At 63.9% G+C, this 23775-nt stretch carries 25 protein-coding genes and 3 pseudogenes; 16 read left to right on the top strand and 12 right to left on the bottom strand.

The window, feature by feature from the left end; all coding sequences use genetic code 11:
* The first annotated feature begins 9 nt into the window (after positions 1–9).
* The 13 genes from nuoI (at position 10) to ACNQQL_RS20950 (ending at position 11588) form a co-directional block, all read left to right on the top strand.
* A complete protein-coding gene (gene nuoI, locus ACNQQL_RS21010; RefSeq protein ID WP_347065415.1) occupies positions 10–498 on the top strand; it encodes an NADH-quinone oxidoreductase subunit NuoI in 489 nt (162 codons plus the stop codon).
* A gap of 103 nt (positions 499–601) precedes the next feature.
* The gene (locus ACNQQL_RS21005) at positions 602–1252 is read left to right on the top strand and encodes an NADH-quinone oxidoreductase subunit J (RefSeq protein WP_034184892.1); all 651 of its coding nucleotides are present in this window, start codon (positions 602–604) and stop codon (positions 1250–1252) included.
* 17 nt (positions 1253–1269) lie between these two features.
* Positions 1270–1575, top strand: a complete 306-nt coding sequence (gene nuoK / locus ACNQQL_RS21000; protein ID WP_004185739.1) for an NADH-quinone oxidoreductase subunit NuoK — start codon at positions 1270–1272, stop codon at positions 1573–1575.
* Positions 1576–1592: 17 nt separating this feature from the next.
* Positions 1593–3620 carry an NADH-quinone oxidoreductase subunit L gene (nuoL, locus tag ACNQQL_RS20995; protein WP_347065371.1) on the top strand — a complete coding sequence of 676 codons (2028 nt, stop codon included), beginning with the start codon at positions 1593–1595 and terminating at the stop codon, positions 3618–3620.
* A gap of 18 nt (positions 3621–3638) precedes the next feature.
* Positions 3639–5129, top strand: coding sequence for an NADH-quinone oxidoreductase subunit M (locus ACNQQL_RS20990; RefSeq protein WP_347065369.1), 1491 nt, complete (start codon positions 3639–3641; stop codon positions 5127–5129).
* A 39-nt stretch (positions 5130–5168) separates the two neighbouring features.
* Positions 5169–6623 carry an NADH-quinone oxidoreductase subunit NuoN gene (nuoN, locus tag ACNQQL_RS20985; protein ID WP_072440687.1) on the top strand — a complete coding sequence of 485 codons (1455 nt, stop codon included), beginning with the start codon at positions 5169–5171 and terminating at the stop codon, positions 6621–6623.
* A complete protein-coding gene (locus ACNQQL_RS20980; RefSeq protein ID WP_034184896.1) occupies positions 6623–6919 on the top strand; it encodes a DUF2818 family protein in 297 nt (98 codons plus the stop codon). The genes nuoN and ACNQQL_RS20980 overlap by 1 nt, the downstream gene beginning before the upstream one ends.
* 40 nt (positions 6920–6959) lie before the next feature.
* Positions 6960–7550, top strand: a complete 591-nt coding sequence (locus ACNQQL_RS20975; protein WP_175749713.1) for an NUDIX domain-containing protein — start codon at positions 6960–6962, stop codon at positions 7548–7550.
* A gap of 136 nt (positions 7551–7686) precedes the next feature.
* Complete coding sequence (locus ACNQQL_RS20970) at positions 7687–8109, top strand: DUF1178 family protein (RefSeq protein WP_043188814.1); 423 nt, start codon at positions 7687–7689, stop codon at positions 8107–8109.
* 152 nt (positions 8110–8261) lie between these two features.
* The gene (locus ACNQQL_RS20965; protein ID WP_347065365.1) at positions 8262–9458 is read left to right on the top strand and encodes an acyl-CoA dehydrogenase family protein; all 1197 of its coding nucleotides are present in this window, start codon (positions 8262–8264) and stop codon (positions 9456–9458) included.
* A 24-nt stretch (positions 9459–9482) separates the two neighbouring features.
* The gene (locus ACNQQL_RS20960; protein WP_204423922.1) at positions 9483–10616 is read left to right on the top strand and encodes an acyl-CoA dehydrogenase family protein; all 1134 of its coding nucleotides are present in this window, start codon (positions 9483–9485) and stop codon (positions 10614–10616) included.
* Positions 10617–10653: 37 nt separating this feature from the next.
* Positions 10654–11115, top strand: a complete 462-nt coding sequence (locus tag ACNQQL_RS20955; RefSeq protein ID WP_347065363.1) for a MaoC family dehydratase — start codon at positions 10654–10656, stop codon at positions 11113–11115.
* Positions 11112–11588, top strand: coding sequence for a MaoC family dehydratase (locus ACNQQL_RS20950; protein ID WP_347065361.1), 477 nt, complete (start codon positions 11112–11114; stop codon positions 11586–11588). The genes ACNQQL_RS20955 and ACNQQL_RS20950 overlap by 4 nt, the downstream gene beginning before the upstream one ends.
* 47 nt (positions 11589–11635) lie before the next feature.
* Here the strand turns inward: ACNQQL_RS20950 and ACNQQL_RS20945 are convergent, their stop codons facing one another.
* Positions 11636–12328 carry a glutathione binding-like protein gene (locus ACNQQL_RS20945; protein WP_347065359.1) on the bottom strand — a complete coding sequence of 231 codons (693 nt, stop codon included), beginning with the start codon at positions 12326–12328 and terminating at the stop codon, positions 11636–11638.
* A gap of 257 nt (positions 12329–12585) precedes the next feature.
* Positions 12586–13377 (bottom strand): oxepin-CoA hydrolase, alternative type, encoded by a 792-nt coding sequence (locus tag ACNQQL_RS20940; RefSeq protein ID WP_204423917.1) that lies wholly within the window; start codon positions 13375–13377, stop codon positions 12586–12588.
* Positions 13378–13579: 202 nt separating this feature from the next.
* On the opposite strand from ACNQQL_RS20940, the gene ACNQQL_RS20935 reads away from it, so the two are divergent.
* Complete coding sequence (locus ACNQQL_RS20935; protein ID WP_347065357.1) at positions 13580–14236, top strand: glutathione S-transferase; 657 nt, start codon at positions 13580–13582, stop codon at positions 14234–14236.
* Between the two features lie 52 nt (positions 14237–14288).
* Here the strand turns inward: ACNQQL_RS20935 and ACNQQL_RS20930 are convergent, their stop codons facing one another.
* Both ACNQQL_RS20930 and ACNQQL_RS20925 read right to left on the bottom strand, forming a co-directional pair.
* Complete coding sequence (locus ACNQQL_RS20930; RefSeq protein WP_347065354.1) at positions 14289–15461, bottom strand: pyridoxal phosphate-dependent aminotransferase; 1173 nt, start codon at positions 15459–15461, stop codon at positions 14289–14291.
* A 33-nt stretch (positions 15462–15494) separates the two neighbouring features.
* Complete coding sequence (locus ACNQQL_RS20925; protein ID WP_347065352.1) at positions 15495–15983, bottom strand: putative toxin-antitoxin system toxin component, PIN family; 489 nt, start codon at positions 15981–15983, stop codon at positions 15495–15497.
* A gap of 57 nt (positions 15984–16040) precedes the next feature.
* On the opposite strand from ACNQQL_RS20925, the gene yaaA reads away from it, so the two are divergent.
* Both yaaA and ACNQQL_RS20915 read left to right on the top strand, forming a co-directional pair.
* Positions 16041–16823, top strand: a complete 783-nt coding sequence (yaaA, locus tag ACNQQL_RS20920; RefSeq protein WP_347065349.1) for a peroxide stress protein YaaA — start codon at positions 16041–16043, stop codon at positions 16821–16823.
* A 137-nt stretch (positions 16824–16960) separates the two neighbouring features.
* On the top strand, positions 16961–18115 hold the full coding sequence (locus tag ACNQQL_RS20915) for a M14 family metallopeptidase (protein WP_347065348.1): 1155 nt from the start codon (positions 16961–16963) through the stop codon (positions 18113–18115).
* Positions 18116–18197: 82 nt separating this feature from the next.
* Here the strand turns inward: ACNQQL_RS20915 and ACNQQL_RS20910 are convergent, their stop codons facing one another.
* From ACNQQL_RS20910 to ACNQQL_RS20875, 8 genes and pseudogenes are all read right to left on the bottom strand, one after another.
* Positions 18198–18851 carry a BspC domain-containing protein gene (locus tag ACNQQL_RS20910; protein ID WP_175962907.1) on the bottom strand — a complete coding sequence of 218 codons (654 nt, stop codon included), beginning with the start codon at positions 18849–18851 and terminating at the stop codon, positions 18198–18200.
* A gap of 139 nt (positions 18852–18990) precedes the next feature.
* Positions 18991–19500 (bottom strand): annotated as a pseudogene (locus tag ACNQQL_RS20905) (energy-coupling factor ABC transporter permease); the annotation flags it as partial.
* Positions 19491–20210 (bottom strand): transcriptional regulator LasR, encoded by a 720-nt coding sequence (gene lasR / locus ACNQQL_RS20900; RefSeq protein ID WP_347032980.1) that lies wholly within the window; start codon positions 20208–20210, stop codon positions 19491–19493. The pseudogene ACNQQL_RS20905 and the gene lasR, both read right to left, overlap by 10 nt.
* Positions 20197–20385: a hypothetical protein gene (locus tag ACNQQL_RS20895; RefSeq protein WP_347065499.1), complete on the bottom strand. Its 189-nt coding sequence runs from the start codon at positions 20383–20385 to the stop codon at positions 20197–20199. Before ACNQQL_RS20895 ends, lasR begins: the two co-directional genes overlap by 14 nt.
* Before the next feature lie 74 nt (positions 20386–20459).
* Positions 20460–21296 carry a response regulator transcription factor gene (locus ACNQQL_RS20890; RefSeq protein WP_072440674.1) on the bottom strand — a complete coding sequence of 279 codons (837 nt, stop codon included), beginning with the start codon at positions 21294–21296 and terminating at the stop codon, positions 20460–20462.
* A gap of 212 nt (positions 21297–21508) precedes the next feature.
* A pseudogene (locus ACNQQL_RS20885) lies at positions 21509–21664 on the bottom strand (DUF2863 family protein); the annotation flags it as partial.
* Positions 21663–22268 (bottom strand): acyl-homoserine-lactone synthase, encoded by a 606-nt coding sequence (gene rhlI / locus ACNQQL_RS20880; RefSeq protein ID WP_003138177.1) that lies wholly within the window; start codon positions 22266–22268, stop codon positions 21663–21665. The gene rhlI and the pseudogene ACNQQL_RS20885, both read right to left, overlap by 2 nt.
* Positions 22268–23332 (bottom strand): annotated as a pseudogene (locus ACNQQL_RS20875) (DUF2863 family protein); the annotation flags it as partial. The gene rhlI and the pseudogene ACNQQL_RS20875, both read right to left, overlap by 1 nt.
* Between the last annotated feature and the right edge of the window lie 443 nt (positions 23333–23775).

Here is a 23775-nt window from a genome sequence, read left to right as displayed (position 1 = left end):
GACGAAATCATGACGGCAATCCAACACTTCTTTAAGACCTTCTTCCTGACTGAGCTGCTGAAGGGGCTCGCGCTGACTGGTCGTTACACGTTCAAGCGCAAGTTCACCGTGCAGTTCCCGGAAGAGAAGACCCCGATCTCGCCGCGTTTTCGCGGGCTGCATGCACTGCGCCGCTACGAGAACGGCGAAGAGCGCTGCATCGCGTGCAAGCTGTGCGAGGCCGTGTGCCCCGCCTTGGCGATCACGATCGAATCGGAAACGCGCGCGGACAACACGCGCCGCACGACGCGCTACGACATCGACCTGACGAAGTGCATCTTCTGCGGTTTCTGCGAAGAGAGCTGCCCGGTCGATTCGATCGTCGAGACGCAGATTCTCGAGTACCACGGCGAGAAGCGCGGCGACCTGTATTTCACGAAGGAAATGCTGCTCGCGGTGGGCGATCGCTACGAGAGGGACATCGCTGAGGCGAAGGCCGCCGACGCGCCGTATCGTTGATTGTGTTTGCAGTGCCGGCCCGCAGCACGGGCCGAGCCGCCGCGACGGGTGCGGGCGTCCCGCAAGCCGCGCCTGACTATGGCCTAACGATGAACCGGTAATCATGGAATTCACGACCGTACTGTTCTACATCTTCGCGCTGCTCCTGGTGGTATCAGGGCTGAAGGTGATCACTTCGCGCAACCCGGTGGCGTCTGCGCTTTTCCTTGTGCTGGCGTTCTTCAACGCCGCCGCGATCTGGATGCTGCTGGAAGCGGAGTTCCTCGCGATCCTGCTGGTGCTGGTCTACGTGGGCGCCGTGATGGTGCTGTTCCTGTTCGTCGTGATGATGCTGGACATCAACATCGACTACCTGCGCCGCGACTTCAAGCGCTTCGTACCGATGGCGACCGTGGTCGGCGCGATCATCGTGATCGAGACCGCGCTGATCCTGTGGCGCGGCTACGGCGACACGCATACGGTACACGCGATGGCGACGGGCGAGATGGCCAACTGGTCGAACACGCGACTGATCGGCAAGGTGATCTACACCGACTACATCTTCGCGTTTGAAATCGCCGGCCTCGTGCTGCTGGTCGCGATCATTGCCGCGATCGGGCTGACCGAGCGCAAGGGCAAGGACAGCAAGCGCCAGCGCGTGTCGGATCAGGTCAAGGTGCGTCGCAACGACCGCGTGCGCCTCGTGAAGATGGAAGCGGACAAGCCGGAGCCGGAAACGGCGCAAAGCGAAGCCGGTACGAGCACCAACGGCTAAGCGGAGGAAAGAAAACCATGTTGACTCTTGCTCACTACCTCGTGCTCGGCGCGATCCTGTTTGCGATCGCGATCGTCGGGATCTTCCTGAACCGCCGCAACATCATCATCATCCTGATGGCGATCGAACTGATGCTGCTGGCGGTGAATACCAACTTCGTCGCGTTCTCGCACTACCTCGGCGATGTGCACGGCCAGATCTTCGTGTTCTTCGTGCTGACGGTCGCCGCAGCGGAAGCCGCGATCGGCCTCGCGATTCTGGTGACCCTGTTCCGTAAGCTCGACACGATCAATGTCGAGGATCTCGATCAGCTCAAAGGTTAATTTCAGGCAACGCTGTTATGTCAACGACACTCAATGAAAACCTGCTGCTGGCGATTCCGCTCGCTCCGCTGGCCGGCTCGCTGATTGCGGGGCTGTTCGGGAACGCAGTCGGGCGCAAGGGCGCACACCGGATCACGATCCTCGGCGTGATGATCGCGTTCCTCCTGTCGGCGAAAGTCTTCGTCGACGTGATGGGCGGCGCGAGCTTCAACGCGACCATCTACGAATGGATGCGGGTCGGCTCGCTGAAGCTCGAAGTCGGCTTCCTGGTCGATTCGATGACCGCGATGATGATGGTCGTCGTGACCTTCGTGTCGCTGATGGTGCACATCTACACGATCGGCTACATGTCGGAAGAAGACGGCTACCAGCGCTTCTTCTCGTACATCTCGCTGTTCACGTTCTCGATGCTGATGCTCGTGATGAGCAACAACTTCCTGCAGCTGTTCTTCGGCTGGGAAGCGGTGGGTCTGGTGTCGTACCTGCTGATCGGCTTCTACTTCACGCGTGAGAGCGCGATCTACGCGAACATGAAGGCGTTCCTCGTGAACCGCGTGGGCGACTTCGGCTTCCTGCTCGGTATCGGCCTGTTGCTCGCATTCGCCGGCTCGATGAACTACGGCGAAGTGTTCGCGAAGCGCGCGGAGCTCGCGAGCCTGCACTTCCCGGGCACCGACTGGGGTCTGCTGACCGTCGCCTGTATCTGCCTGTTCATCGGCGCGATGGGTAAATCGGCGCAGTTCCCGCTGCACGTGTGGCTGCCGGACTCGATGGAAGGCCCGACCCCGATCTCGGCGCTGATTCACGCGGCGACGATGGTGACGGCCGGCATCTTCATGGTGTCGCGCATGTCGCCGCTGTTCGAGCTGTCGGACACCGCGCTGTCGTTCGTTACGGTGATCGGCGCGATCACCGCGCTGTTCATGGGCTTCCTCGGCATCATCCAGAACGACATCAAGCGCGTGGTCGCGTATTCGACGCTGTCGCAGCTCGGCTACATGACGGTCGCGCTCGGCGTGTCCGCGTACCCGGTCGCGCTGTTCCACCTGATGACGCACGCGTTCTTCAAGGCGCTGCTGTTCCTCGGCGCGGGCTCGGTGATCATCGGCATGCATCACGACCAGGACATCCGCAACATGGGCGGCCTGCGCAAGTACATGCCGATCACGTGGATCACGTCGCTGATCGGCTCGCTCGCACTGATCGGCACGCCGTTCTTCTCGGGCTTCTACTCGAAGGATTCGATCATCGAGGCCGTGAAGGAATCGCATCTCGCGGGTTCGGGCTTCGCGTACTTCGCGGTGGTCGCAAGCGTGTTCGTGACGGCGCTGTACTCGTTCCGCATGTACTTCCTCGTGTTCCACGGCGAAGAGCGCTTCCGCAACCCGAAGCATCCTGAATCGCCGATGGGCATGGCGGCCGCGCACGGTCACGACGACCACGCGCACGAACCGCACGAGACCCCGTGGGTCGTGTGGCTGCCGCTCGTGCTGCTGGCGATTCCGTCGGTGATCGTCGGTGCGATCGCGATCGGCCCGATGCTGTACGGCAGCTTCTTCGAACATGGCGTGGCATTCGACAAGGTGATCTTCATCGGCGAAAACCACCCGGGCCTCGAAGAGCTGGGCAAGGAATTCCACGGCTGGGCCGCGATGGGCCTGCACTCGCTGACGACGCTGCCGTTGTGGCTCGCGATCGCCGGCGTCGTGGTCGCATGGTTCCTGTACCTGAAGCGTCCTGAGCTGCCTGCCGTGATCCGCCGCGCGTTCGGCCCGATCTACACGCTGCTCGACAACAAGTACTACATGGACAAGATCAACGAGGTGGTGTTTGCCAAGGGCTCGGTCGCGATCGGCCGCGGCCTGTGGAAAGAGGGCGATGTCGTGGTGATCGACGGCCTCGTCAACGGCAGCGCCCGGTTCATCGGCTGGTTCGCCGGCGTGATCCGCTTCCTCCAATCCGGTTACATCTATCACTACGCGTTCGCCATGATCATCGGCATGCTGGGGCTCTTGACCCTGTTTGTAACGCTCGGCGGCAAATAAGGCGAGGGGACAAGAACAATGCACGCTTTTCCGATTCTCAGTACCGCGATCTGGCTGCCGATCGTTTTCGGCCTCCTCGTGCTCGCGGTGGGTAACGACAAAAATCCGGGGACGGCCCGCTGGGTCGCGCTGATCGGCTCGCTGCTCGGCCTCGCGGTCACGATTCCGCTGATCACGGGCTTCGACTCGAGCACGGCTGCGCTGCAGTTCGTCGAGAAGTCGACCTGGATCGAACGCTTCAACATTGCGTATCACCTCGGCGTCGACGGCATCTCGATGTGGTTCGTCGTGCTGACCGCGCTGATCACGGTGATCGTCGTGATCGCCGCGTGGGAAGTGATCACCGAGAACGTCGCGCAGTACCTCGCGGCCTTCCTGATCCTGTCCGGGATCATGATCGGCGTGTTCTCGGCGGCCGATGGCCTGCTGTTCTACGTGTTCTTCGAGGCGACCCTGATCCCGATGTACATCATCATCGGCGTGTGGGGCGGCCCGAACCGCGTGTATGCGGCGTTCAAGTTCTTCCTGTACACGCTTGCCGGCTCGCTGCTGATGCTGGTCGCGCTGATCTACCTGTACACGGAAACGCACTCGTTCGACCTCGCGACGTGGCAGAACGCGAAGATCGCGATGACGCCACAGATACTGCTGTTCATCGCATTCTTCCTTGCGTTCGCGGTGAAGGTGCCGATGTGGCCGGTGCACACCTGGCTGCCGGACGCGCACGTGGAAGCGCCGACGGGCGGTTCGGTCGTGCTGGCCGCGATCATGCTGAAGCTCGGCGCGTACGGTTTCCTGCGCTTCTCGCTGCCGATCACGCCCGACGCGAGCCACTTCCTGGCACCTGTCGTGATCACGCTGTCGCTGATCGCAGTGATTTACATCGGCCTCGTCGCGATGGTGCAGGCCGACATGAAGAAGCTGGTCGCGTATTCGTCGATCGCGCACATGGGCTTCGTCACGCTCGGCTTCTTCATCTTCAACCAGCTCGGCGTCGAAGGCGCGATCGTCCAGATGATCTCGCACGGCTTCGTGTCGGGTGCGATGTTCCTCTGCATCGGCGTGCTGTACGACCGTGTGCACTCGCGCCAGATCGCCGACTACGGCGGCGTCGTCAACGTGATGCCGAAGTTCGCGGCGTTCGCGATGCTGTTCTCGATGGCCAACTGCGGCCTGCCGGGTACGTCGGGTTTCGTCGGCGAGTTCATGGTGATTCTCGCGGCCGTCCAGTACAACTTCTGGATCGCGTTCGGCGCGGCATTCACGCTGATCCTCGGTGCCGCATACACGCTGTGGATGTACAAGCGCGTGTACTTCGGCGCGGTGGCGAACGATCACGTCGCCAAGCTGAAGGACATCGGCCGTCGCGAATTCCTGATGCTGGCCGTGCTGGCCGCGTTCACGATGCTGATGGGCCTGTATCCGAAGCCCTTTACCGACGTGATGCACGTTTCCGTCGAAAACCTCCTCTCCCACGTCGCGCAGTCCAAGCTGCCGCTGGCCCAGTAATCGCGAGCGGAGGAAATCAAGATCATGCAAAACGCTCCTATGAATGTCCTGTTGCCTGACGCGCTGGTGATGGCCGCCATCGTCGTCGCATGGCTGAACGACACCTTTACCGGTGCTTCCGGCCGCCGGCTAACCTATCTGATCGCGGTCGTATCGTCGGTCGTTGCCGGCGTGTGGTTTGCGGTGCAGGCGCTCGACCCGCAGCAGTACTACTTCTTCTCGAAGATGGTCGTCGTCGACTCGTTCGCGAGCATGATGAAGGCCGTCGTGTCGTTCGGTTTCGCGGTCTCGCTCGTCTATTCGCGCAAGTACCTCGAAGATCGCGACATGTTCCGCGGCGACGTGTTCCTGCTCGGCATGTTCTCGCTGCTCGGCCAGCTGGTCATGGTGTCGGGCAACAACTTCCTGACGCTGTACCTCGGTCTCGAACTGATGTCGCTGTCGCTGTACGCGGTCATCGCGCTGCGCCGCGATGCCCCGCAGTCGAGCGAAGCCGCGATGAAGTACTACGTGCTGGGCGCGCTTGCGTCGGGCTTCGTGCTGTACGGCATCTCGATGCTCTACGGTGCGACCGGCTCGCTCGAGCTGGGCGAGGTGTACAAGGCGGTCGGCGGCAACACCGACGCAGCCGTGCTGATGTTCGGCGTGGTCTTCATCGTCGCCGGTATCGCGTTCAAGCTCGGCGCCGTGCCGTTCCACATGTGGGTGCCGGACGTCTACCAGGGCGCACCGACCGCGATGACGCTGTTCGTCGGCGGCGGCCCGAAGGTTGCCGCGTTCGCGTGGGGCCTGCGGTTCCTGGTGATGGGCCTGCTGCCGCTCGCGCAGAACTGGCAGACCGCGCTTGTGATCCTCGCCGCGCTGTCGCTGATCGTCGGCAACATCACGGGTATCGTCCAGCGCAACATCAAGCGGATGCTGGCCTACTCGGCGATCTCGAACATGGGCTTCGTGCTGCTCGGCCTGCTCGCGGGCATCGTGAAGGGTGACGCGGCGGCACCGGCGAACGCATACAGCTCGGCGATGTTCTACGCGATCGTCTACCTGATTACGACGCTCGGCTCGTTCGGCGTGGTGATGCTGCTCGCGCGCCGCGATTTCGAAGCGGAAACGATCGACGACTTCAAGGGCCTCAACAAGCGCAGCCCGGTGTTCGCGTTCGTGATGATGGTCATGATGTTCTCGCTGGCAGGCATCCCGCCGACCGTCGGTTTCTACGCGAAGCTCGCCGTGCTCGAGGCAACCGTCAACGCGGGCCTTACGTGGCTGGCCGTGCTGGCCGTGATCACGTCGCTGTTCGGCGCGTTCTACTACCTGCGCATCGTGAAGCTGATGTACTTCGATGCGCCGCAGGATTCGACGCCGATCTCGGGCGATATCTGCAAGCGCACGATCCTCGTGCTGAACGGCCTCGCGGTCGTCGTGCTCGGCCTGATCCCGAGCCCGCTGCTGACGGCCTGCCTGCAGGCGATTCGTCACACGCTGCCGCTGTAATGTCGGCAGCCGGCTGGTTTATCGTGCTGTTGGCGCTCGTGTGCGCCAACCTGCCGTTCCTGAACCAACGCCTCTTCGCCGTCGTGCCGTTCGGCGCGGCGAAGAAGAGTGCGTGGGTGCGGATCGGCGAGCTGATCGTGCTGTACTTCGTGGTCGGCGCGCTCGGCTTCTGGCTCGAGTCGCGCGCCGGCAACCGCTTCGAACAGGGCTGGCAGTTTTACGCGATCACGTTCAGTCTCTTCATCGTGTTCGCGTTTCCCGGCTTCACGTTCCAGTATCTCGTCAAACGACGCTGACGGCTCCGGCCGTCCGTCGCGCTCAATCTTGGAGCCGCCGATGGCCGAACTACCCAATCACGACGCCGCACTGACCGAAACCTGCCTCGAAAGCGAGGCGATCTTCGACGGCTCGTTCCTCAAGCTCAAGCGCGATACCGTCCGTTTGCCGGACGGCAAGAAGGCCACGCGCGAATACGTCCAGCACCCGGGCGCGGTAATGGTGATCCCGCTGTTCGACGACGGCCGCGTGCTGATGGAAAGCCAGTATCGCTACCCGATCGGCAAGGTGATGGCCGAATTCCCGGCCGGCAAGCTCGATCCGGACGAAGGCGCGCTTGCGTGCGCGGTGCGCGAACTGCGCGAGGAAACGGGGTATACGGCGCGCGAATACGTGTTTCTGGCCCGCATTCACCCGATCATCTCCTATTCGACCGAATTCATCGACCTGTATCTCGCGCGCGGGCTGACGGCCGGCGAGCGCAAGCTCGACGAAGGCGAATTCCTCGAAACCTTCACCGCCACGCAAGCCGACCTGCAGGAATGGGTGCGCACCGGGCAGATCACTGACGTGAAGACGATCATCGGCACGATGTGGCTCGACAAGGTGCTGTCCGGCACCTGGCCGCTCGGGCCGGTCCTGACGCCCTGAACGCGGCGTCGGCGGCGAGTGGGGCGCCGCGTTACAATCCGATTACGCGGCGTTTTCGCGTCGCGCGATCGGGATTTAGCACGATCGTTCACAAAACCGCTTTTTGCGCTACACTTGTCACACGCCCTGATTCAGCATGAAGGTCCTCGATTTACAGTGCCCGCACGGTCATCGGTTCGAAGGCTGGTTCGCTTCCGCCGATGAATTCGAAGCGCAGTTGTCCCGCAAGCTGGTCGAATGTCCGGTGTGCGGGACGACCGAGGTCAACCGTCTGCCGTCGGCGCCGCGCCTGAATCTGTCGGGCGCGACGCAGGCCCAGCCGGCCGATCCGCGTGCGCTGCAGGCGCAGGTGATGCGCGCGTTGCGCGAGGTGCTGGAGAAGACCGAGAACGTGGGCGAACGCTTCGCCGAGGAAGCGCGGCGCATCCATTACAACGAGGCGCCGGCACGCAGCATCCGTGGCGTCACGACGCCGGAAGATGCGCAATCCCTGGCCGAAGAAGGCATCGACGTGATGCCGCTACCGATTCCTGCCGCGCTGAAAGAACCGCTGCAATGACGTACGCAGTGGGTCCTTGCCGGGCCGGACGGGCGCGGCGAGCCTTGCATGGAGCCTGAGTAAGCGCTAAAGCACTAACTCTGGTCGACCGCGAAGCATGGGACCAGAGTAAGCGCTAAAGCGCTAACTCTGGTCGACAGGAGACACTGCGCATGGATCTGGATTATTCCCCCGCCGACGACGCGTTCCGCGTCGACGTCTGCGCCTGGCTCGAGGCCAATCTGCCTCACGCACTGCGCGCCAAAGTACTCGATCACAAACGACTCGACCGCGAGGATTTCGCGAGCTGGCACCGGATTCTCGGCCAGCGCGGCTGGTCCGCGCCTGCGTGGCCGGCCGAATACGGCGGCCCGGGCTGGAACGCGACGCAACGGCACATCTGGGACGAGGAATGCGCGCGGATCGGCGCGCCGATCGTGCTGCCGTTCGGCGTGTCGATGGTTGCGCCGGTGCTGATGAAATACGGCAGCGAAGCGCAGAAACGCCATTATCTGCCGCGCATTCTCGACGGCTCCGACTGGTGGTGCCAGGGCTACTCGGAGCCGGGTTCCGGGTCCGACCTCGCGTCGTTGCGCACGCGCGCCGAGCGTCAGGGCGACCACTACGTCGTCAACGGCCAGAAGACCTGGACGACGCTCGGCCAGTACGCGGACATGATGTTCTGCCTCGTGCGCACCGATCCGACCGCGAAGAAACAGGAGGGCATCTCGTTCCTGCTGATCGACATGAAGACGCCCGGCATTACGGTGCGTCCGATCATCACGCTCGACGAAGACCACGAGGTCAACGAGGTGTTCTTCGAGGACGTGAAGGTGCCGGTCGAGAATCTCGTCGGCGACGAAAACAGCGGCTGGACCTACGCAAAATACCTGCTTGGCCATGAGCGCACCGGCATCGCGCGTGTCGGCGCGTCGAAGCGCGAACTCGCGTTCCTGAAGCGCGTGGCGTCGAACCAGCGCAAGAACGGCAAGCCGTTGCTTGCCGACCCCGTGTTCGCCGCGAAGGTCGCGGCGCTCGAAGTCGAGCTGATGGCGCTCGAGGTGACGGTGCTGCGCGTCGTCAGCCGCGAGACGAGCGGCAAGGGGCCGGGCCCCGAGGCGTCGATGCTGAAGATCAAGGGTACCGAAGTGCAGCAGGCGCTCACCGAGCTGATGTTCGACGCGATCGGCCCGCTCGCCGCACCGTTCGACGTGCCGTTCCTCAATGGCGAACGCGAGCACAGCATCGCGGGCGACGACGATGCGGCGCCGCTCGCCGCGTACTACTTCAATTACCGGAAGACGTCGATCTACGGCGGTTCGAACGAGATCCAGAAAAACATCATCGCGCAGATGATTCTGGGTCTGTGAACAGGGACGGGAGCGGAGACAACCATGGATTTCAGCTTTACCGATGAGCAGCAGCAGTTCGCCGACGCGCTGCACCGTTATCTCGGCGAGCAATACGGCTTCGATGCGCGCCAGGCGATCGTGCGCAGCGACACGGGCGTGTCGGACACGCAATGGAGCGCGTTCGCCGAACTGGGGCTGACCGCGCTGCCCGTGCCGGACGCGCAGGGCGGATTCGGCGGCAGCCCGGTCGACATGCTGGTTGCGATGCAGGAGCTCGGCCGCGCGCTCGTGATCGAGCCGTACTGGGCAACGGCGGTCGGCGTCGAGGCATTGCGCATCGCCGGCTCCGGCGCAGGCGACGATGCCGCACTGCTGGAGGCGGTTGCGCAGGGGCAGAAGAGGCTGGCGGTCGCATTCCACGAACCGCATGCGCGCTATGACCTGTTCGAGCTCGACACGCACGCACGCGAGCAGGGCGGCACGCATCGGCTGACCGGCACCAAGTCGGTCGTTCAGCATGGTGCGCAGGCGCACGCGTGGATCGTGCCTGCGCGCGTCGACGACGGCGGCATCGGCCTCTTTGTCGTCGAACGCGATGCGGCGAACGCGACGGTGGTCGACTACCGGACCATCGACGGCCAGCGTGCGGCAACGATCGAGTTCAACGAAACGCCGGCCCGACTGCTGACGGGCGGCGCACGCGACGCGGCGGCGCTCGAGCAGATTGCCGATTACGCGACGTTCCTGCTGTGCGCGGAGGCGGTCGGCGCGCTTGACGAACTGAATCGCGCGACGGTCGAATACACGAAAACGCGCGAGCAGTTCGGCGTGCCGATTGCGCGTTTCCAGGCACTGCAGCACCGGATGGTCGAGATGCTGATCCATGCCGAGCAGGCGCGTTCGCTGACCTACCTGGCAGCGGTGCGCTATGCGGGCGGCGATGCCGATGCGCGACGCAAGGCCGTGTCGGCCGCGAAGGCGCGCGTCGGCGCGGCCGCGCGCTTCGTCGGCCAGCAGGCCGTCCAGTTGCACGGCGGGATGGGCGTGACCAACGAGGTTGCCGCCGCACATCTGTTCAAGCGGCTGTCGATCATCGAGACGACGCTCGGCGACACCGATCATCATCTTGCCCGCATCGCGGCGCTGCCCGATTTCGTGCAGGCCGACGCGGCATGACGGCGACGCGCGAGCGCGTCAGACAAGGGGACACACAGTGGGTATCAGTTACGAAGATCTGGTGGTCGGCAGCACCATCGAAGTGGGCAGCTACACGTTCGAGCCCGACGACATCAAGGTGTTCGCGCAGCGCTACGACCCGCAGCCGTTCCACCTCGACGAGGAGGCCGCGAAGGCGTCGCCGTTCGGCGGACTGGTCGCGAGCGGCTGGCACACGTGCTCGGTGTTCATGAGCCTGCTCATCAAGAAGCTCGGGCCGGACTCGACCAGCATGGGCTCGCCCGGCATCGACTCGATCCGCTGGCTGAAGCCGGTGCGCGCCGGCGACACGATCACGATGCACCAGAAGATCCACGGCAAGCGCGTCTCGGAGAGCAAGCCCGATCGCGGCATCGTGTCGACGGAGTGGATCGGCATCAACGGTAGCGGCGAGACGGTGATCACCGTGCATAGCAAGGTGATTTTCGGATTGCGCGATCCGCGAGGCACGAACGCATGACCGACGTGACATTGCCGTTGATCGCGTCGGCGCAGGCGTTGCAGGCACGTGTCGGCGCAGAGCCGCTCGCGAGCGGCTGGATCGCGATCGACCAGCATCGCGTCGACGGCTTCGCCGACGCGACCGGCGATCATCAATGGATTCACGTCGATCCCGAACGCGCGCGGCGCGAGTCGCCGTTCGGCGGGCCGATCGCGCACGGGTTCCTGACGCTGTCGCTGATTCCCGCGTTGATGACCGATGCGATGCGCTTCGAGCAGAAGATGGGCGTGAACTACGGACTGAACCGCGTGCGGTTCCTGAAGCCGGTGCCGGTCGGTGTGCGCGTGCGCGCGCTGTTCGCGGTGAAGGAAACCGCCGAGGTCGCGCGGGGCGGCGTGCAGGTGACATGGTCGGTGTCGATCCAGGCCGAGCGTCCCGACGCCCCGTTGCTTGTTTGCGCGGCGGAATTCATCACGCTGCATTACTTCTGACGGGCGGGGCGGCATGCACGGATGCCGCTCCGCCCGTCATGCACGGGTCAATGCTTCGCGTATTGCGTCGCGCCGAACAGCACCTCGCGTGCCTTGTCGTCCTGCAGCGCCTTGCGCATCGACGCGAGTACTTCGACGCCGCGCTGCACGGCCGGTCGCGCGGCGATTGCCTCGTGCCAGCGCTTCACGTTCGGCAACTCGTCGAGCACGATGCCCTGGTTCTGCCATGAGCGCGTCCATGGGAACGTCGCAATGTCCGCGATCGTGTACGCGTCGCCCGCGAGATATTCGGATTCGCCGAGGCGCTTTTCCATCACGTTGTACAGGCGCTTCGCTTCGTTCGTATAGCGGTTGACCGCGTATTCGATCTTTTCCGGCGCGTACAGCCGGAAATGGTGCGCCTGCCCCAGCATCGGGCCGATACCGCCCATCTGGAACATCAGCCACTCGAGCGTCGCATAGCGGGTGGCCGGATCGGTCGGCAGGAACTTGCCGGTCTTCTCCGCGAGGTAGATCAGGATCGCACCCGATTCGAACAGAGAGATCGGCTTGCCGCCGGGGCCGTCAGGATCGACGATCGCCGGAATCTTGTTGTTCGGGCTGATCTTCAGGAACTCGGGCTTGAACTGGTCGCCTGCGCCGATATCGACCGGAAGTGCACGGTAGGCGAGGCCCGTTTCCTCGAGCATGATGTGTACCTTGTGGCCGTTCGGGGTCGCCCAGCTGTAGACGTCGATCATCGTCAACTCCTTGGTTGCATGCGCGAAAACGGCGCCGGCAGCGCGCCGCGACAGGCGGTCATTAGAGCATGGTTCGGCACGGACTGCTGGCGACGGAAACATGCCTGCCGATGCGTACGTGCAGGCGAACGGGAGATGATTGCCGACGTGCCGACAGTTCCCGGTCGAGCACGGCGGGCGCGCACGGTTCGTGCGGATGGAAGATCCGGTTGTCGAGCCGGTAGTCGCCGTGCACGATCGTCGTCGGCCGACGCGGATCAGCGCTTGTAGCGGGGCTGGCGTTTCTCGAGAAAGGCGGTGATGCCTTCGAGCCCGTCCGCGTGATGCAGCGAGGCGACGAAATGATCGCGCTCGGTACCGAGATGCGGTTCTAGCGGCTGAGTCGTCGCAACGTCGAGGAGCGACTTGATGCGCGTGAGTGCGTTCGGCGAGATGCCGGCGAGTGCGTCGGCCCATGCAAGCGCGTCGTTCAGCGCTGCGCCGGGAACGGCGAGCCGGTTGACCACGCCGAGCGCATGCAGGCGTTCGGCCGCGACCGGCTTGCCTTCGAACAGGATCTCGGCCGCGATCGCACGCGGCAGCGCGCGCGCGAGGAACCACGAGCCGCCGCCGTCGGGCGTCAGGCCCACGCGCGCGTACGACATCACGAACTTCGCATCGTGCGCGGCGACGATCAGGTCGCACGCTAGCGCGAGCGAGAAGCCCGCGCCGGCCGCCGCGCCTTCGACCGCCGCGATCACCGGCTTCGTCGACGCTCGAATCGCCGTCACCCATGCGCCGAGCTGATCGATGCTGTCGGCCTGGCAGGACGGATCCTTCGAGCGGTTGTCGAGCAGCCGGTTCAGGTTGCCGCCTGCGCAGAAGAAGCGGTCGGCACCCGTCAGCACGACCGCGCGAATCCCGGGATCGCGTTCGGCAGTGGCGAGCGCTTCGACGCCGGCCGCGTACATGTCGGGATGCAGCGCGTTGCGCGCACCGGGATTGGATAGCGTGAGGACGAGCGTCGAATCGCTCTCGGGCGGACGCGAGGCCAGCAGTTCAGCACTCATGCGAGTGTGTCTCCATCGGATGGCGAGGCTGCGGCGCCGCGCGCGTTGCGCGGACTGGCGGCGCTGCCGCCGCAGCGGATGTAATGTTGTCGTGACGGACAGTGAAACTGTTTTAGACTAGCACGAACGTGCTTTTCAGCGCGATGAATCCCGATGCGGCCGGCATCGTTGCGGCCGCACTCCCGCAAGGAAGGAGACTCCGATGCTACAGCTGTGCGGTATTCCGTTGTCCAACTATTACAACAAGGTGAAGTTCGTCCTGCTCGAGCACGACATTCCGTTCGAGGAGTCGGTGTGCGGTTTGCCGATCAGCGATCCGGCCCAGCTCGCCGATTCGCCGCTCGGCAAGATCCCGTTCCTGAAGACCGAAGAGGGCGCGCTGTTCGAGTCGCAGGTGATCATCGAGTACCTGGCGGCGCGCTATCCCGAGAAAGCCATTTTCCCGGCGGGGCCGTTTGCGGCTGCGAAGGTGCGCGAGCTGGTCGAGACGCTCGAGCTGTATCTCGAATGGATGGCGCGCGAGGTCTATACGGAAGCGTTTTTCGGCGGCAAGGTCAGCGACGGGATGAAGGCGCACGTCGAGAAGCGCCTGCCGCGGGCGATCGATGCGTTCAAGCAGATGACGCAGTTTTCCCCGTATGTGCTCGGCGAGTCGTTCAGTCTCGCGGACATCGCGGCATCGATCCATCTGCCGGTCATCGGGATGGCGACGAAGGCCGTGTTCGGACACGACTTCCTGCTCGATGCGGGCATCGACTGGAAGGCTCACGCGAAGAAGGTCGGTGAGCGTGCCGCCGCGCAGCGCGTGGCAGCCGATCGCAAGGCGTATGTCGAGGCGACGAGCGGCGCGCGTTCGTAAGCGCGATTCTCCGGCTTCTCCGGCGGGGCGGCGCGTGGCCGCCCGCGTGGACTTACAGTCGGACGAGCCGTTCGAGTGCGGATGCGAGCGTGCTTTCCTGCTTCGCGAAGCAGAAACGCACGACACCCGATTCGTGCGGCTCGTGATAGAACGCCGACACCGGAATGGCGGCCACGCCGATCTCCGACGTGAGCCACTTCGAGAATTCCGCTTCGGGCAGGTCGCTGATCGCCGAGTAATCGACGCACTGGAAGTACGTGCCCGTGCATGGCAGTAGCTTGAAGCGCGTGCGCTCGAGGCCTGCGCGGAAGAAGTCGCGCTTCTTCTGGTAGAAGCCGGCGAGTGTCAGGTACGGTGCCGGGTCGCGCAGGTAATCGGCGAGCCCGATCTGCATCGGCGTATTCACCGTGAATACGTTGAACTGGTGGACCTTGCGGAATTCCGCGGTCAGCGCGGCAGGCGCCGCGACATAGCCGACCTTCCAGCCCGTCACGTGATAGGTCTTGCCGAAGCTCGACACGATGAAGCTGCGTGCGGCGAGTTCCGGATAGCGCGCGACGCTCTCGTGGCGCGCGCCGTCGTAGACCATGTGCTCGTAGACCTCGTCCGACAGGATCAGTACGTTGGTGCCGCGTACGATCTCCTCGAGCTTGCGCATGTCCGCCTCGCGCCACACGGTACCCGTCGGGTTATGCGGCGTGTTGATCAGGATCATGCGCGTTTTCGGCGTGATCGCGGCCGCGAGACGGTCGAACGGGATCGCGTAGTCGGGCGCCTCCAGCGTGACGAATACCGGCTTGCCTCCTGCGAGTTCGATCGACGGCAGGTAGCTGTCATAGGTCGGTTCGACGACGATCACTTCGTCGCCCGGATGCACCGCGCACAGGATTGCCGTCAGCAGTGCCTGCGTCGCGCCGGCCGTCACCGTGATCTCGGTGGCCGGATCGTAGCGCCGGCCGTAGACGTGCGCGATCTTGTCGGCGATCGCGTCGCGCAGCGGTGCGACGCCGGCCATCGGCGGATACTGGTTGTGCCCGTTGCGCATCGCGGTCGCGACCGCATCGACGATGCGCGGATCGCAATCGAAATCCGGGAAGCCCTGGCCGAGGTTCACGGCGCCTTTTTCGGCGGCAAGCGCGCTCATGACCGTGAAGATCGTCGTGCCGACGTTCGGCAGGCGCGAGGGGAAAACGGGAGTCGTTGGCATGTCTGAAGGAGCGTTCATCGATACGGTCGAAATCGGGTGCCGCCGCGTGCGTCAGGCCGGCGTGGTCGGTGCGGCGTCGAGCGCGCAGGCTTCGGCAAACGGCGCGGGTTGCGCGATCCGGAAACCGAAGTCGCGTGCAGTGCGCTTCGCGAGCTTCAGCAGCGCACGGTCTTTCGACACGAGCCACTCGGCCCGCGCGGCGCGGGCGAGTTCGAGAAACTTCTGGTCGTCGCGGTCCTTGCACTTCGGCAGCGGCGGCGCGTCGGCGTCGACGGGCGGCGGCTCGACGAGGCTCGCGAGGCGGGCGACGGTCGCGAGCGCGGCGGCCTTGTCGATCGCACGCGCCTGGAACTGCGGATAATCGAGCACGTACTCGAGTTCGGTCAGGCAGCGGCCGTCGATCACGGCGGCAAGCGCGCCGCGTTCCAGCGCGGCCCGGATCGGGCGCGTAGCGGGGTCGTCGAATACGAGGATGTCGATCCAGACGTTCGAGTCGAGCACGACGCGGTGCGCGACGTGCGGGGCGAGGGAGCTGGTCATTCGTTACAATCGGTGGTTTTCGTCTGACCGCAAGGCACGGCGTGCCAGCGAGCCTCTATGATAATCGTTCTCTCTCCCGCCAAATCCCTCGACTACGATACGCCCGCGCACGTCCAGTCTTACACGAAGCCTGCATTCGTCGACGACGCGTCCGAGTTGATCGACGGCCTGCGCAAGCTTTCGCCGCAGGACATCGCAACGCTGATGGATATCTCCGATCCGCTCGCGCGCCTGAACTTCCAGCGCTACGCGGACTGGTCGCCGACCTTTACGCCGGCCAATGCGAAGCAGGCCGTGCTGGCGTTCAACGGCGACGTCTACGAAGGATTCGATGCGAAATCGCTGTCGTCCGCCGATCTCGACTATGCGCAGCAACACGTGCGCGTCCTGTCGGGCCTGTACGGGCTGCTGCGCCCGCTCGACCTGCTGCAGCCGTACCGGCTCGAAATGGGTACGCGCTTCGCGAACGCGCGCGGCAAGGATCTGTACGCGTTCTGGGGCGACCGCATCACGCGGGCGCTGAACGAGCAGCTCGAGACGCGCAGCGGCTCGGCGCGCGTGCTGGTCAACTGCGCGTCGACCGAATACTTCAAGTCGGTCAAGCCGAAACTGCTGGCCGCGCCTGTCATCACGCCGGTGTTCGAGGACTGGAAGGGCGGCCGCTACAAGATCATCAGCTTCCATGCGAAGCGCGCGCGCGGCCTGATGGCGCGTTTTATCGTCGAGAACCGTATTACCGAGCCGAAGTCGCTGAAGGAGTTCGCGACGGAAGGCTATGCGTTCGACGCGGCTGCGTCGAACGATTCGACTTACGTATATCGCCGGCGAGTCGGCGAGTGACCATGCCGGCCGTTCACGAGATGGCCGGCGCATGCATGAGGCCGGGCAAGCGGTACACCGCCTGTTCCGGTCGACAGCTTTGCATGGGACCGGAGCAAGTGCTGAAGCACTAACTCAGGTCGACACTGGAGAAACAGATGACCCTTTCGATCACCAGCAATTTCGACGCAGGCGCAATCGACGTCGTGTCGTGCGACAGCCCCGCTGCGATTCGGCTGCGCGTGCGCGGCGACAGCCGCTCGGAATTCGCGCAATGGTTTTACTACCGCTTGACGGGCGCGCGCGGCGAACGGTGCGTGATGACGTTCGAGAATGCCGCCGAATGCGCGTATCCGTCCGGCTGGCGCAACTACTGCGCGGTGGCGAGCTACGACCGGGTCGACTGGTTCCGCGTGCCGACGACGTTTGACGGCAAGACGATGACCATCGACCATACGCCGGAGTTCGACAGCATCTACTACGCGTATTTCGAACCGTACTCGGAAGAGCGTCACGCGGCATTTCTCGGCGCCGTCCAGCAGTTGCCGCAGGCGAGCGTCGTCGAGCTCGGCCGCACGGTCGAAGGCCGCCCGATGTCGCTGCTGACGCTCGGCACGCCGGAAACCGACGGCGCGCCAAAGAAGAAGGTGTGGATCATCGCGCGTCAGCATCCGGGCGAGACGATGGCCGAGTGGTTTGTCGAAGGCCTCGTCAAGCGGCTGGCCGGATGGGGCAATTGGGCCGGCGATCCGGTCGCGCGCAAGCTCTACGATCGCGCGACGTTCTACATCGTCCCGAACATGAATCCGGACGGCAGCGTGCATGGCAACCTGCGCACCAATGCGACAGGTGCGAACCTGAACCGCGAATGGATGATGCCCGATGCCGAGCGCAGCCCCGAGGTGCTGGCCGTGCGCGACGCGATCCACGCGATCGGCTGCGACATGTTCTTCGACATTCACGGCGACGAGGATCTGCCGTACGTGTTCGTTGCCGGTTCGGAGATGCTGCCGAGCTTTACCGAGCAGCAGGGCAAGGAGCAGACCGCGTTCATCGACGCGTTCAAGGTCGCGAGCCCTGACTTCCAGACCGAGTATGGGTATGCGGCGAGCAAGTACAAGGAGGACGCGCTCAAGCTCGCGTCGAAGTACATCGGCCATCAGTTCGGCTGCCTGTCGCTGACGCTCGAGATGCCGTTCAAGGACAACGCGAACCTGCCCGACGAGCGTGTCGGCTGGAACGGTGAGCGCAGCGCGGCGCTTGGCGCCGCGATGCTGGCCGCGATCCTGGTACACGTCGACACGTTCGGGTAAGCGTATCGTCGTCGCATCAAAAAAGCCGGGGCATCCTGAGATGCCCCGGCTTTTTTGCTTCTGTCGTTGCCGCTCCGTCGTATCAGGACTTCTTCGCGGTTTTCTTCTTCACGGCTTTCTTTTGGCCGCCTGATTTCTTCGTTGCGACGGCCTTCTTGCCGGTGCGGCCCGATGCCTTCGCCTTTGCATTACCCCGGTGCGATTTGCCCTTGAACTTCTTCGTCGAGGACGTGGAGCGCTCGACGCGCGGCTTCAGCGGCGGAACGGGGTCGTTCCAGCTGAACGCGAGCATTTGCTGGCCGACGTAGCCGCAACGGAATTTCAGCGGCGTCGGGTCGCTGCCGTCGCTGTGGACGCCGAGTCCGTCGACCGTGACCATGTTGTCGACCTTCACGCGCTGCTTGCCCTGGTCGAACGAGTCGTTCCACGGCGTGATCGTCGCGTTGCCGCTGTCGAATGCGTTCGGCGCGAAGTCGACGCGGTCGAAGGCCGACGACGTGCTGGCGATGAAGCTGCCGTGCGCCGCACAATCGGCCGCGAGCGGATCGGCATGCATTTCGTTGACGAATTTGTTGATCAGTTCGGAGCGCTGATCGAGCAGGTCGGCGAATACCGGTGTCGGAAGCGCAAGCGACAGGCCCGCGACACAGGCTGCCAGCTTGCCGAGCGCCCGGAGAATCCGGAGCGAGGCAGGTGAGCTGTCCATCTGGTTATTGGTGAGGAGCGAAGGAGACATCGGGCACGTATAGATGCCCGATGGAGAACAGGAGTTCAATCTTAGCGTAAAAAAGTTGTGCGGCAGTAGATGGCCTATTCTCCCGCGCTGCGGAAAATGTCGCCGGCACGTGCTGACGGTGCCCCGATCCGAAGGAGTTTCAGGCGCGCGGGCCGCCGAGGCGATAGCGCCGGACGTCGAAGGTCGTGACCCACGCAGGGCGATAGACGGCGATGAGCGCAGTCGCCATGCCGGTGAACCACGCTTCGCCGAGCGCGAGCAGTGCAGTGTTCAACAGATAACCGGCAGGAATCACGACAGGCACGCCGTCCGCGAGGGCGAGCTGGACGCCCGCTGCTGCGGCGGCGACCGCGATGATCGCGATGGCCGGCGACAGGAATCCCTGGCCGGTGATGAACGACGCGAGGTTGTGCGGCAGCCATGCGAGCGCGGCGCGCTGCAGCAACGCCGACACGGTGACAGGCAGCGCGCCGTAGATCAGATAGGTCAGGCCAATGCCCTGCCACGGCGCGTCGAAGATGATCGCAGCCACCGCCGTGACGGCGCCCATTGCAATCAGCGCGAGCGTCCAGTCGAACAGCGTGACGAGTAGCGTTGCGCCCAGCAGATGCATGACGATGCCATCATCGAGCCACGCATTCAGAGAGTAATAAGACCCAAATTAACGGCCATAATGGCCGCTACGCGGCGGGAGGTCACACCGAACTTCCGCCGAATATTTCCCATATGGAAGTTCACATTGGCTTCCGAGCAGTTGCAGATAACCGATATCTCCCAACTGGTCTTGCCGATGGCGCACCACTGCAACACTTCCTTCTCCCGGCTGGTCAGAACCACCGGTTTGCTGACCGGATGTTCGAAGGCCAGTCCGGCACCGCTCTGCAGTGCGTAGTCCTTGAGCATCCACAGGGTCGGCAGGACCGACTCTATGAAACGGTTGGCCTCGGCCCGGTTTTCCGCTTCCACGCTGAGGCTCAGCGCGCCGAGTTCGCCGCGAGCACCATGCAGCGGCATGGTCAGCCCATACACCAGGCCGGCGGCCGAGGCTTCCTCGAAGAACTCGTGCTGCTTTCGCGTCTGGTAGATGGACGGTTCCCAGAAAATCGGCAGTACGCTCTGGGTACAGTGACTGACCGTCGGGTCGACCCGCGCGTAGCCAGCCCGGTCGTAATGCTCGCGCCAGGCGGCCGGGTAGTTGCCGACGATGAAGGCGTTCTCGTAGTCCTGGCTGTCCTTAGGCAACAGGCCGAACAGGATCTTCGAGAATCCAAGGTCGCTCGCCATCTTCTGCAGGATGGCGCTCCACTCCAATTTTCCACTTGAGCGTTCCAGCTCAAGAAAACCGTCAACCAAGGCCATTCGAGGCCCAGAGGACCGCGATTGCGGTGACGAGCGCAAGCCACACGTGCTGGAGCGTGGCGTCCTGAAGGCGCACGAAGGGGCGATTCCAGATCGCGAGCGCGAGCAGGGCCACGGCGGCGATCCAGCCACCGATGCCAACCCAGAGCGGAAGCGGTGTGAAAAGAAAACCCATGCGTTCATATTACTCGTTGAGCATCAAAGGTGGGAATCCGCACATGTCGACCGTCGCAATATCGAGACTGTCTGCTAGCGCTCGCGCCGGAACCGTGCCCGCGGCTCGGCGGCGAGCGGCAGGTCCTGCGTGCCGGCATGCGCGGCTGGCAACGGGTACCGATGATCGTTCCGTGGCGTGCGTAGTGGAACGGTGCCGCGTTCGCCGATGGCCGGCTTGCGGGTGCGGTTGCGATTCGCCAGCAGCACTTCGAGGTGCGGTGACAGCCAGCCGTTGTAGATCGCGACCGCGGCGGCGCGGTTGACGGCGCCAAGTTGCTGGAAGATGCTGGCAAGGTGGATTTTCACGGTGCCTTCGCTGATACCGAGCGTGCGGGCAATCATCTTGTTCGTGCTGCCCATGTGGACGAAGCGCATGATCTGCGCTTGCCTGGGCGACAACAGGCCGCTCGGCGCGCGGCGGGGCAGCGATCCGGCGAGCGTCTGGAAATGGGCCTCGTGGCGCGCTCCGGCGGCGGAGGGCAGCAGGCGGAGGGCGATCGGCGGGATGTAGTGCCCGCCCAGCAGCACCATCTCGAGCGCACGCACGATCAGGTGCGGCCGCGTGGAATGCGGGATCACGCCTGCTACGCCATAGTTGAAGAAGCGCTGGATGGCCTCCGGCGAGGCTTCGTCGATCATTACGGCCGCGGGCGTCGGCGAGCAGGCGCTGCAGAGTGCCTGCAGTTCGCTTAGCCGGCCGACGTCCAGCCAGTCGATCGCGACGAGGTCGAAACGCTGGGTGCGCAGCAGCCGGCGCGCCTGGAAGCTGTCGGGTGCATCGTTGATGCTGGCGTGGCGGTCGATCTGTCGCAACAGGGCCTTCAGTCCGTCACGCCGTTCGGCGTCTGAGTAAAGCACCAGGAACCGCATATTCAACCTCCGTAAGGGTGGGTCATTGATCTGCTGTCGGGCATGCGTTGGCCCCGATAATGACAAAGACCTTACACGATGTCTGCTTGGCTGAAAGGCTTAGGAAAAGTCTGAAATTTTGAGCGACGGAATATAGGACAAGAAAAAAGCCGCTCCGGCGGGAACCGGGAGCGGCTTCGGGAGGGCAGGCCGTTCGGGCCTGCTGCGAGAGATTAGTGGAAGTGCGGCTGGGCGGGCGAGGCGTCTTCCGGCATTTCCGCATGGACGATTTCGCCGAGCGGATCTGCGTAAAGCGGCACGCCGCAGTCGTCGCAGTATTCGGGTTCGAAGCGGCCCGCGTGCCGTCGGACGTCGGTTACACCGCATTCACACCGCCATCGACAGCGGTACACCCTGCAGCCATTCCGGGTGGTAGCGCAACAGCATCTCCAGGCCGCGCTCCTGGTAGGCCGGGAAGCTGATCGCGACCAGCGTCTCGCCCTTGACCTTCTGCGGCGGGCCGAGGCGCTGGAGGATCACGCCGTTGCGAACGAAATAGCGCTCCATGGCCGTGGTGGTCACCGCCACCACCGAACTGGCCCCCAGGTACCAGCCGCATTGCAGGCTGGACCAGAATATCTTCATCGCCAGCTGCGGATCGTCCGCCGCGCTGGCGGCGTAGCGCGAAAGCTCCCAGACCGACGGATCGCTCGGCGGGGTTTCGCTGCACAGGTAGGCGAAGACGTCCTTGAGCAGGTAGGCGTCGGTCGTCGGCAGCAGGCGGGCGCAACCGCAGATGCCCTGGCGGCCCATGGCGACGATGTAGCGGGTTTGCGGATGGTCGAACTGGTCGAATTCCTGGTCGCGGACCCTGGAGGTGGAGACCACGTCCCAGCCCAGCTTCTCGATGAAGACTTGATGCCGGTAGCGTCCCAGCTCGGCGATCATGGCGGCGGAAAGCCCTTCCAGCGATTCAGAGAGCAATTCGATCATTCCTTCAACAGGCTCACGATTTCCTCGAGCGGCCCTTCGATCGGCGCCTCGCCTTCGAGCGTCGCGCTGTCGATCGACACGTCGCCGTTTTCACGGCCGTAGAGCGGCCACACGACGCCGTAGATTACGTCGTTGCTCGCACGCCGAGTGAAGCCGACACGATATTCGTCGATACGGCGTTCGCCAAAGCCGGCGACCACTGCGCGCAGCTCCTGCGGCGCCGTACCAAGTGTGTCGAAAAGATAACGAATGGCGGTTCGCACCGTGTGTGGACGAATGCGTTCGTCCGCGTCGCGGCAGGCCGAGTAGTACGCGTCCGGAAGTAGGCACTCGAATTCGCATCCGGGCAGTGCGATCGACAGATTCGGGCCGCCTTGGGCCGTCCATTGTTCGAGGCACTGACCGCGCTCGATCCGGCTACCGCCTTCTTCTTCCTGCCAGCGGAACAGCGGCGCCCCGGCGGGCGCGGCGACGACGGCGAGCAGGAAGCGCGGGTCGGCCAGGATCGGCGAGGTCTCGGGCAGGTCGCCGAAGCTGAGCTTGGGTGTGTGCTGGCCGATCGCCGCATGCGCGAGCTGCTGGGCAAGACGGTAGGTCTCGACGTGATGCCGCGGCAACTGGTCGATGCTGTAGAGGAACGGGGCAAGCCCGACGAGCGTGCCGTTCGCAAGGACATGAGCCTGCAGGTGCGTTCGCAGCGCGTCGGCCACGTCGCCCTTGAGCGGGCCCGACGGAATCATGTAGCGCGTCCATGCGAGAACCGGGACGGCGACCAGCAGCGCATCGTACGGCTGGCCGTCGTGCTCGATCACCATCGACTCGCTGTGGGTCTCGGCCATGTCGGCGAGCGCGCCGTAGGCGTCGGGATGATTCTGCTGCAGATGGTCGAGGGCTGCGTCGAGCGTGGTCTGGTTGCCGTTGCGGACTATCTTGGCGAGCAGCGCGTCGAGCTTCGCTTCCCAGAAGCGATCCTCGATGCGGCTGCCCGAGGCGAAGAGCGCAAGCGACAGACCGACCAGTTTGTCGGCATCGGGGGGGAGGCGTTTGGCGATTCGCTGGCGCATATTAAAGACGTATATAGAAAGAGGCGAAGAACCTCACATTCTAGTCCGTTCTTTGCACCATAAGCGGTCTTGTGCCCTGACATGGCCGGACGGCCGAATTGCGGCTTTTGTAAAAAAGTTGCATCGAACCCCTTGCGCGATCGACGCGAGGTGCATAGAATCACGCCTCTTTCGCGCTAACGGCAACGCGGCGCGGGAGAGGGGAAGCGAAGTCGGTGGTGTGCAGCAGGTTGGGCGCACGGCTGGCGCAGGAAGATGGACCCCGCAGTCGCAACGAAGCAGTTAAAAAGTTGTTGACGATCTGCGAAACACGGTTCATAATCTCGCTTCTCTGCTGCTGAAAACGCAGCGCTGCTGAGAAACACGAAGTTTCTCGCAGAAATGCTCTTTAAAAATTAACAGCCGATAAGTGTGGGCGCTTGATGGAAGCGAGCTGATCTTCG

Source organism: Burkholderia sp. LFS061 (assembly GCF_047978125.1).
GTDB classification, from domain to species: domain Bacteria; phylum Pseudomonadota; class Gammaproteobacteria; order Burkholderiales; family Burkholderiaceae; genus Burkholderia; species Burkholderia pyrrocinia_C.
The sequence above is the reverse complement of the archived record's forward strand: the minus strand, read 5'-3'. Positions and strand labels throughout refer to the sequence as shown.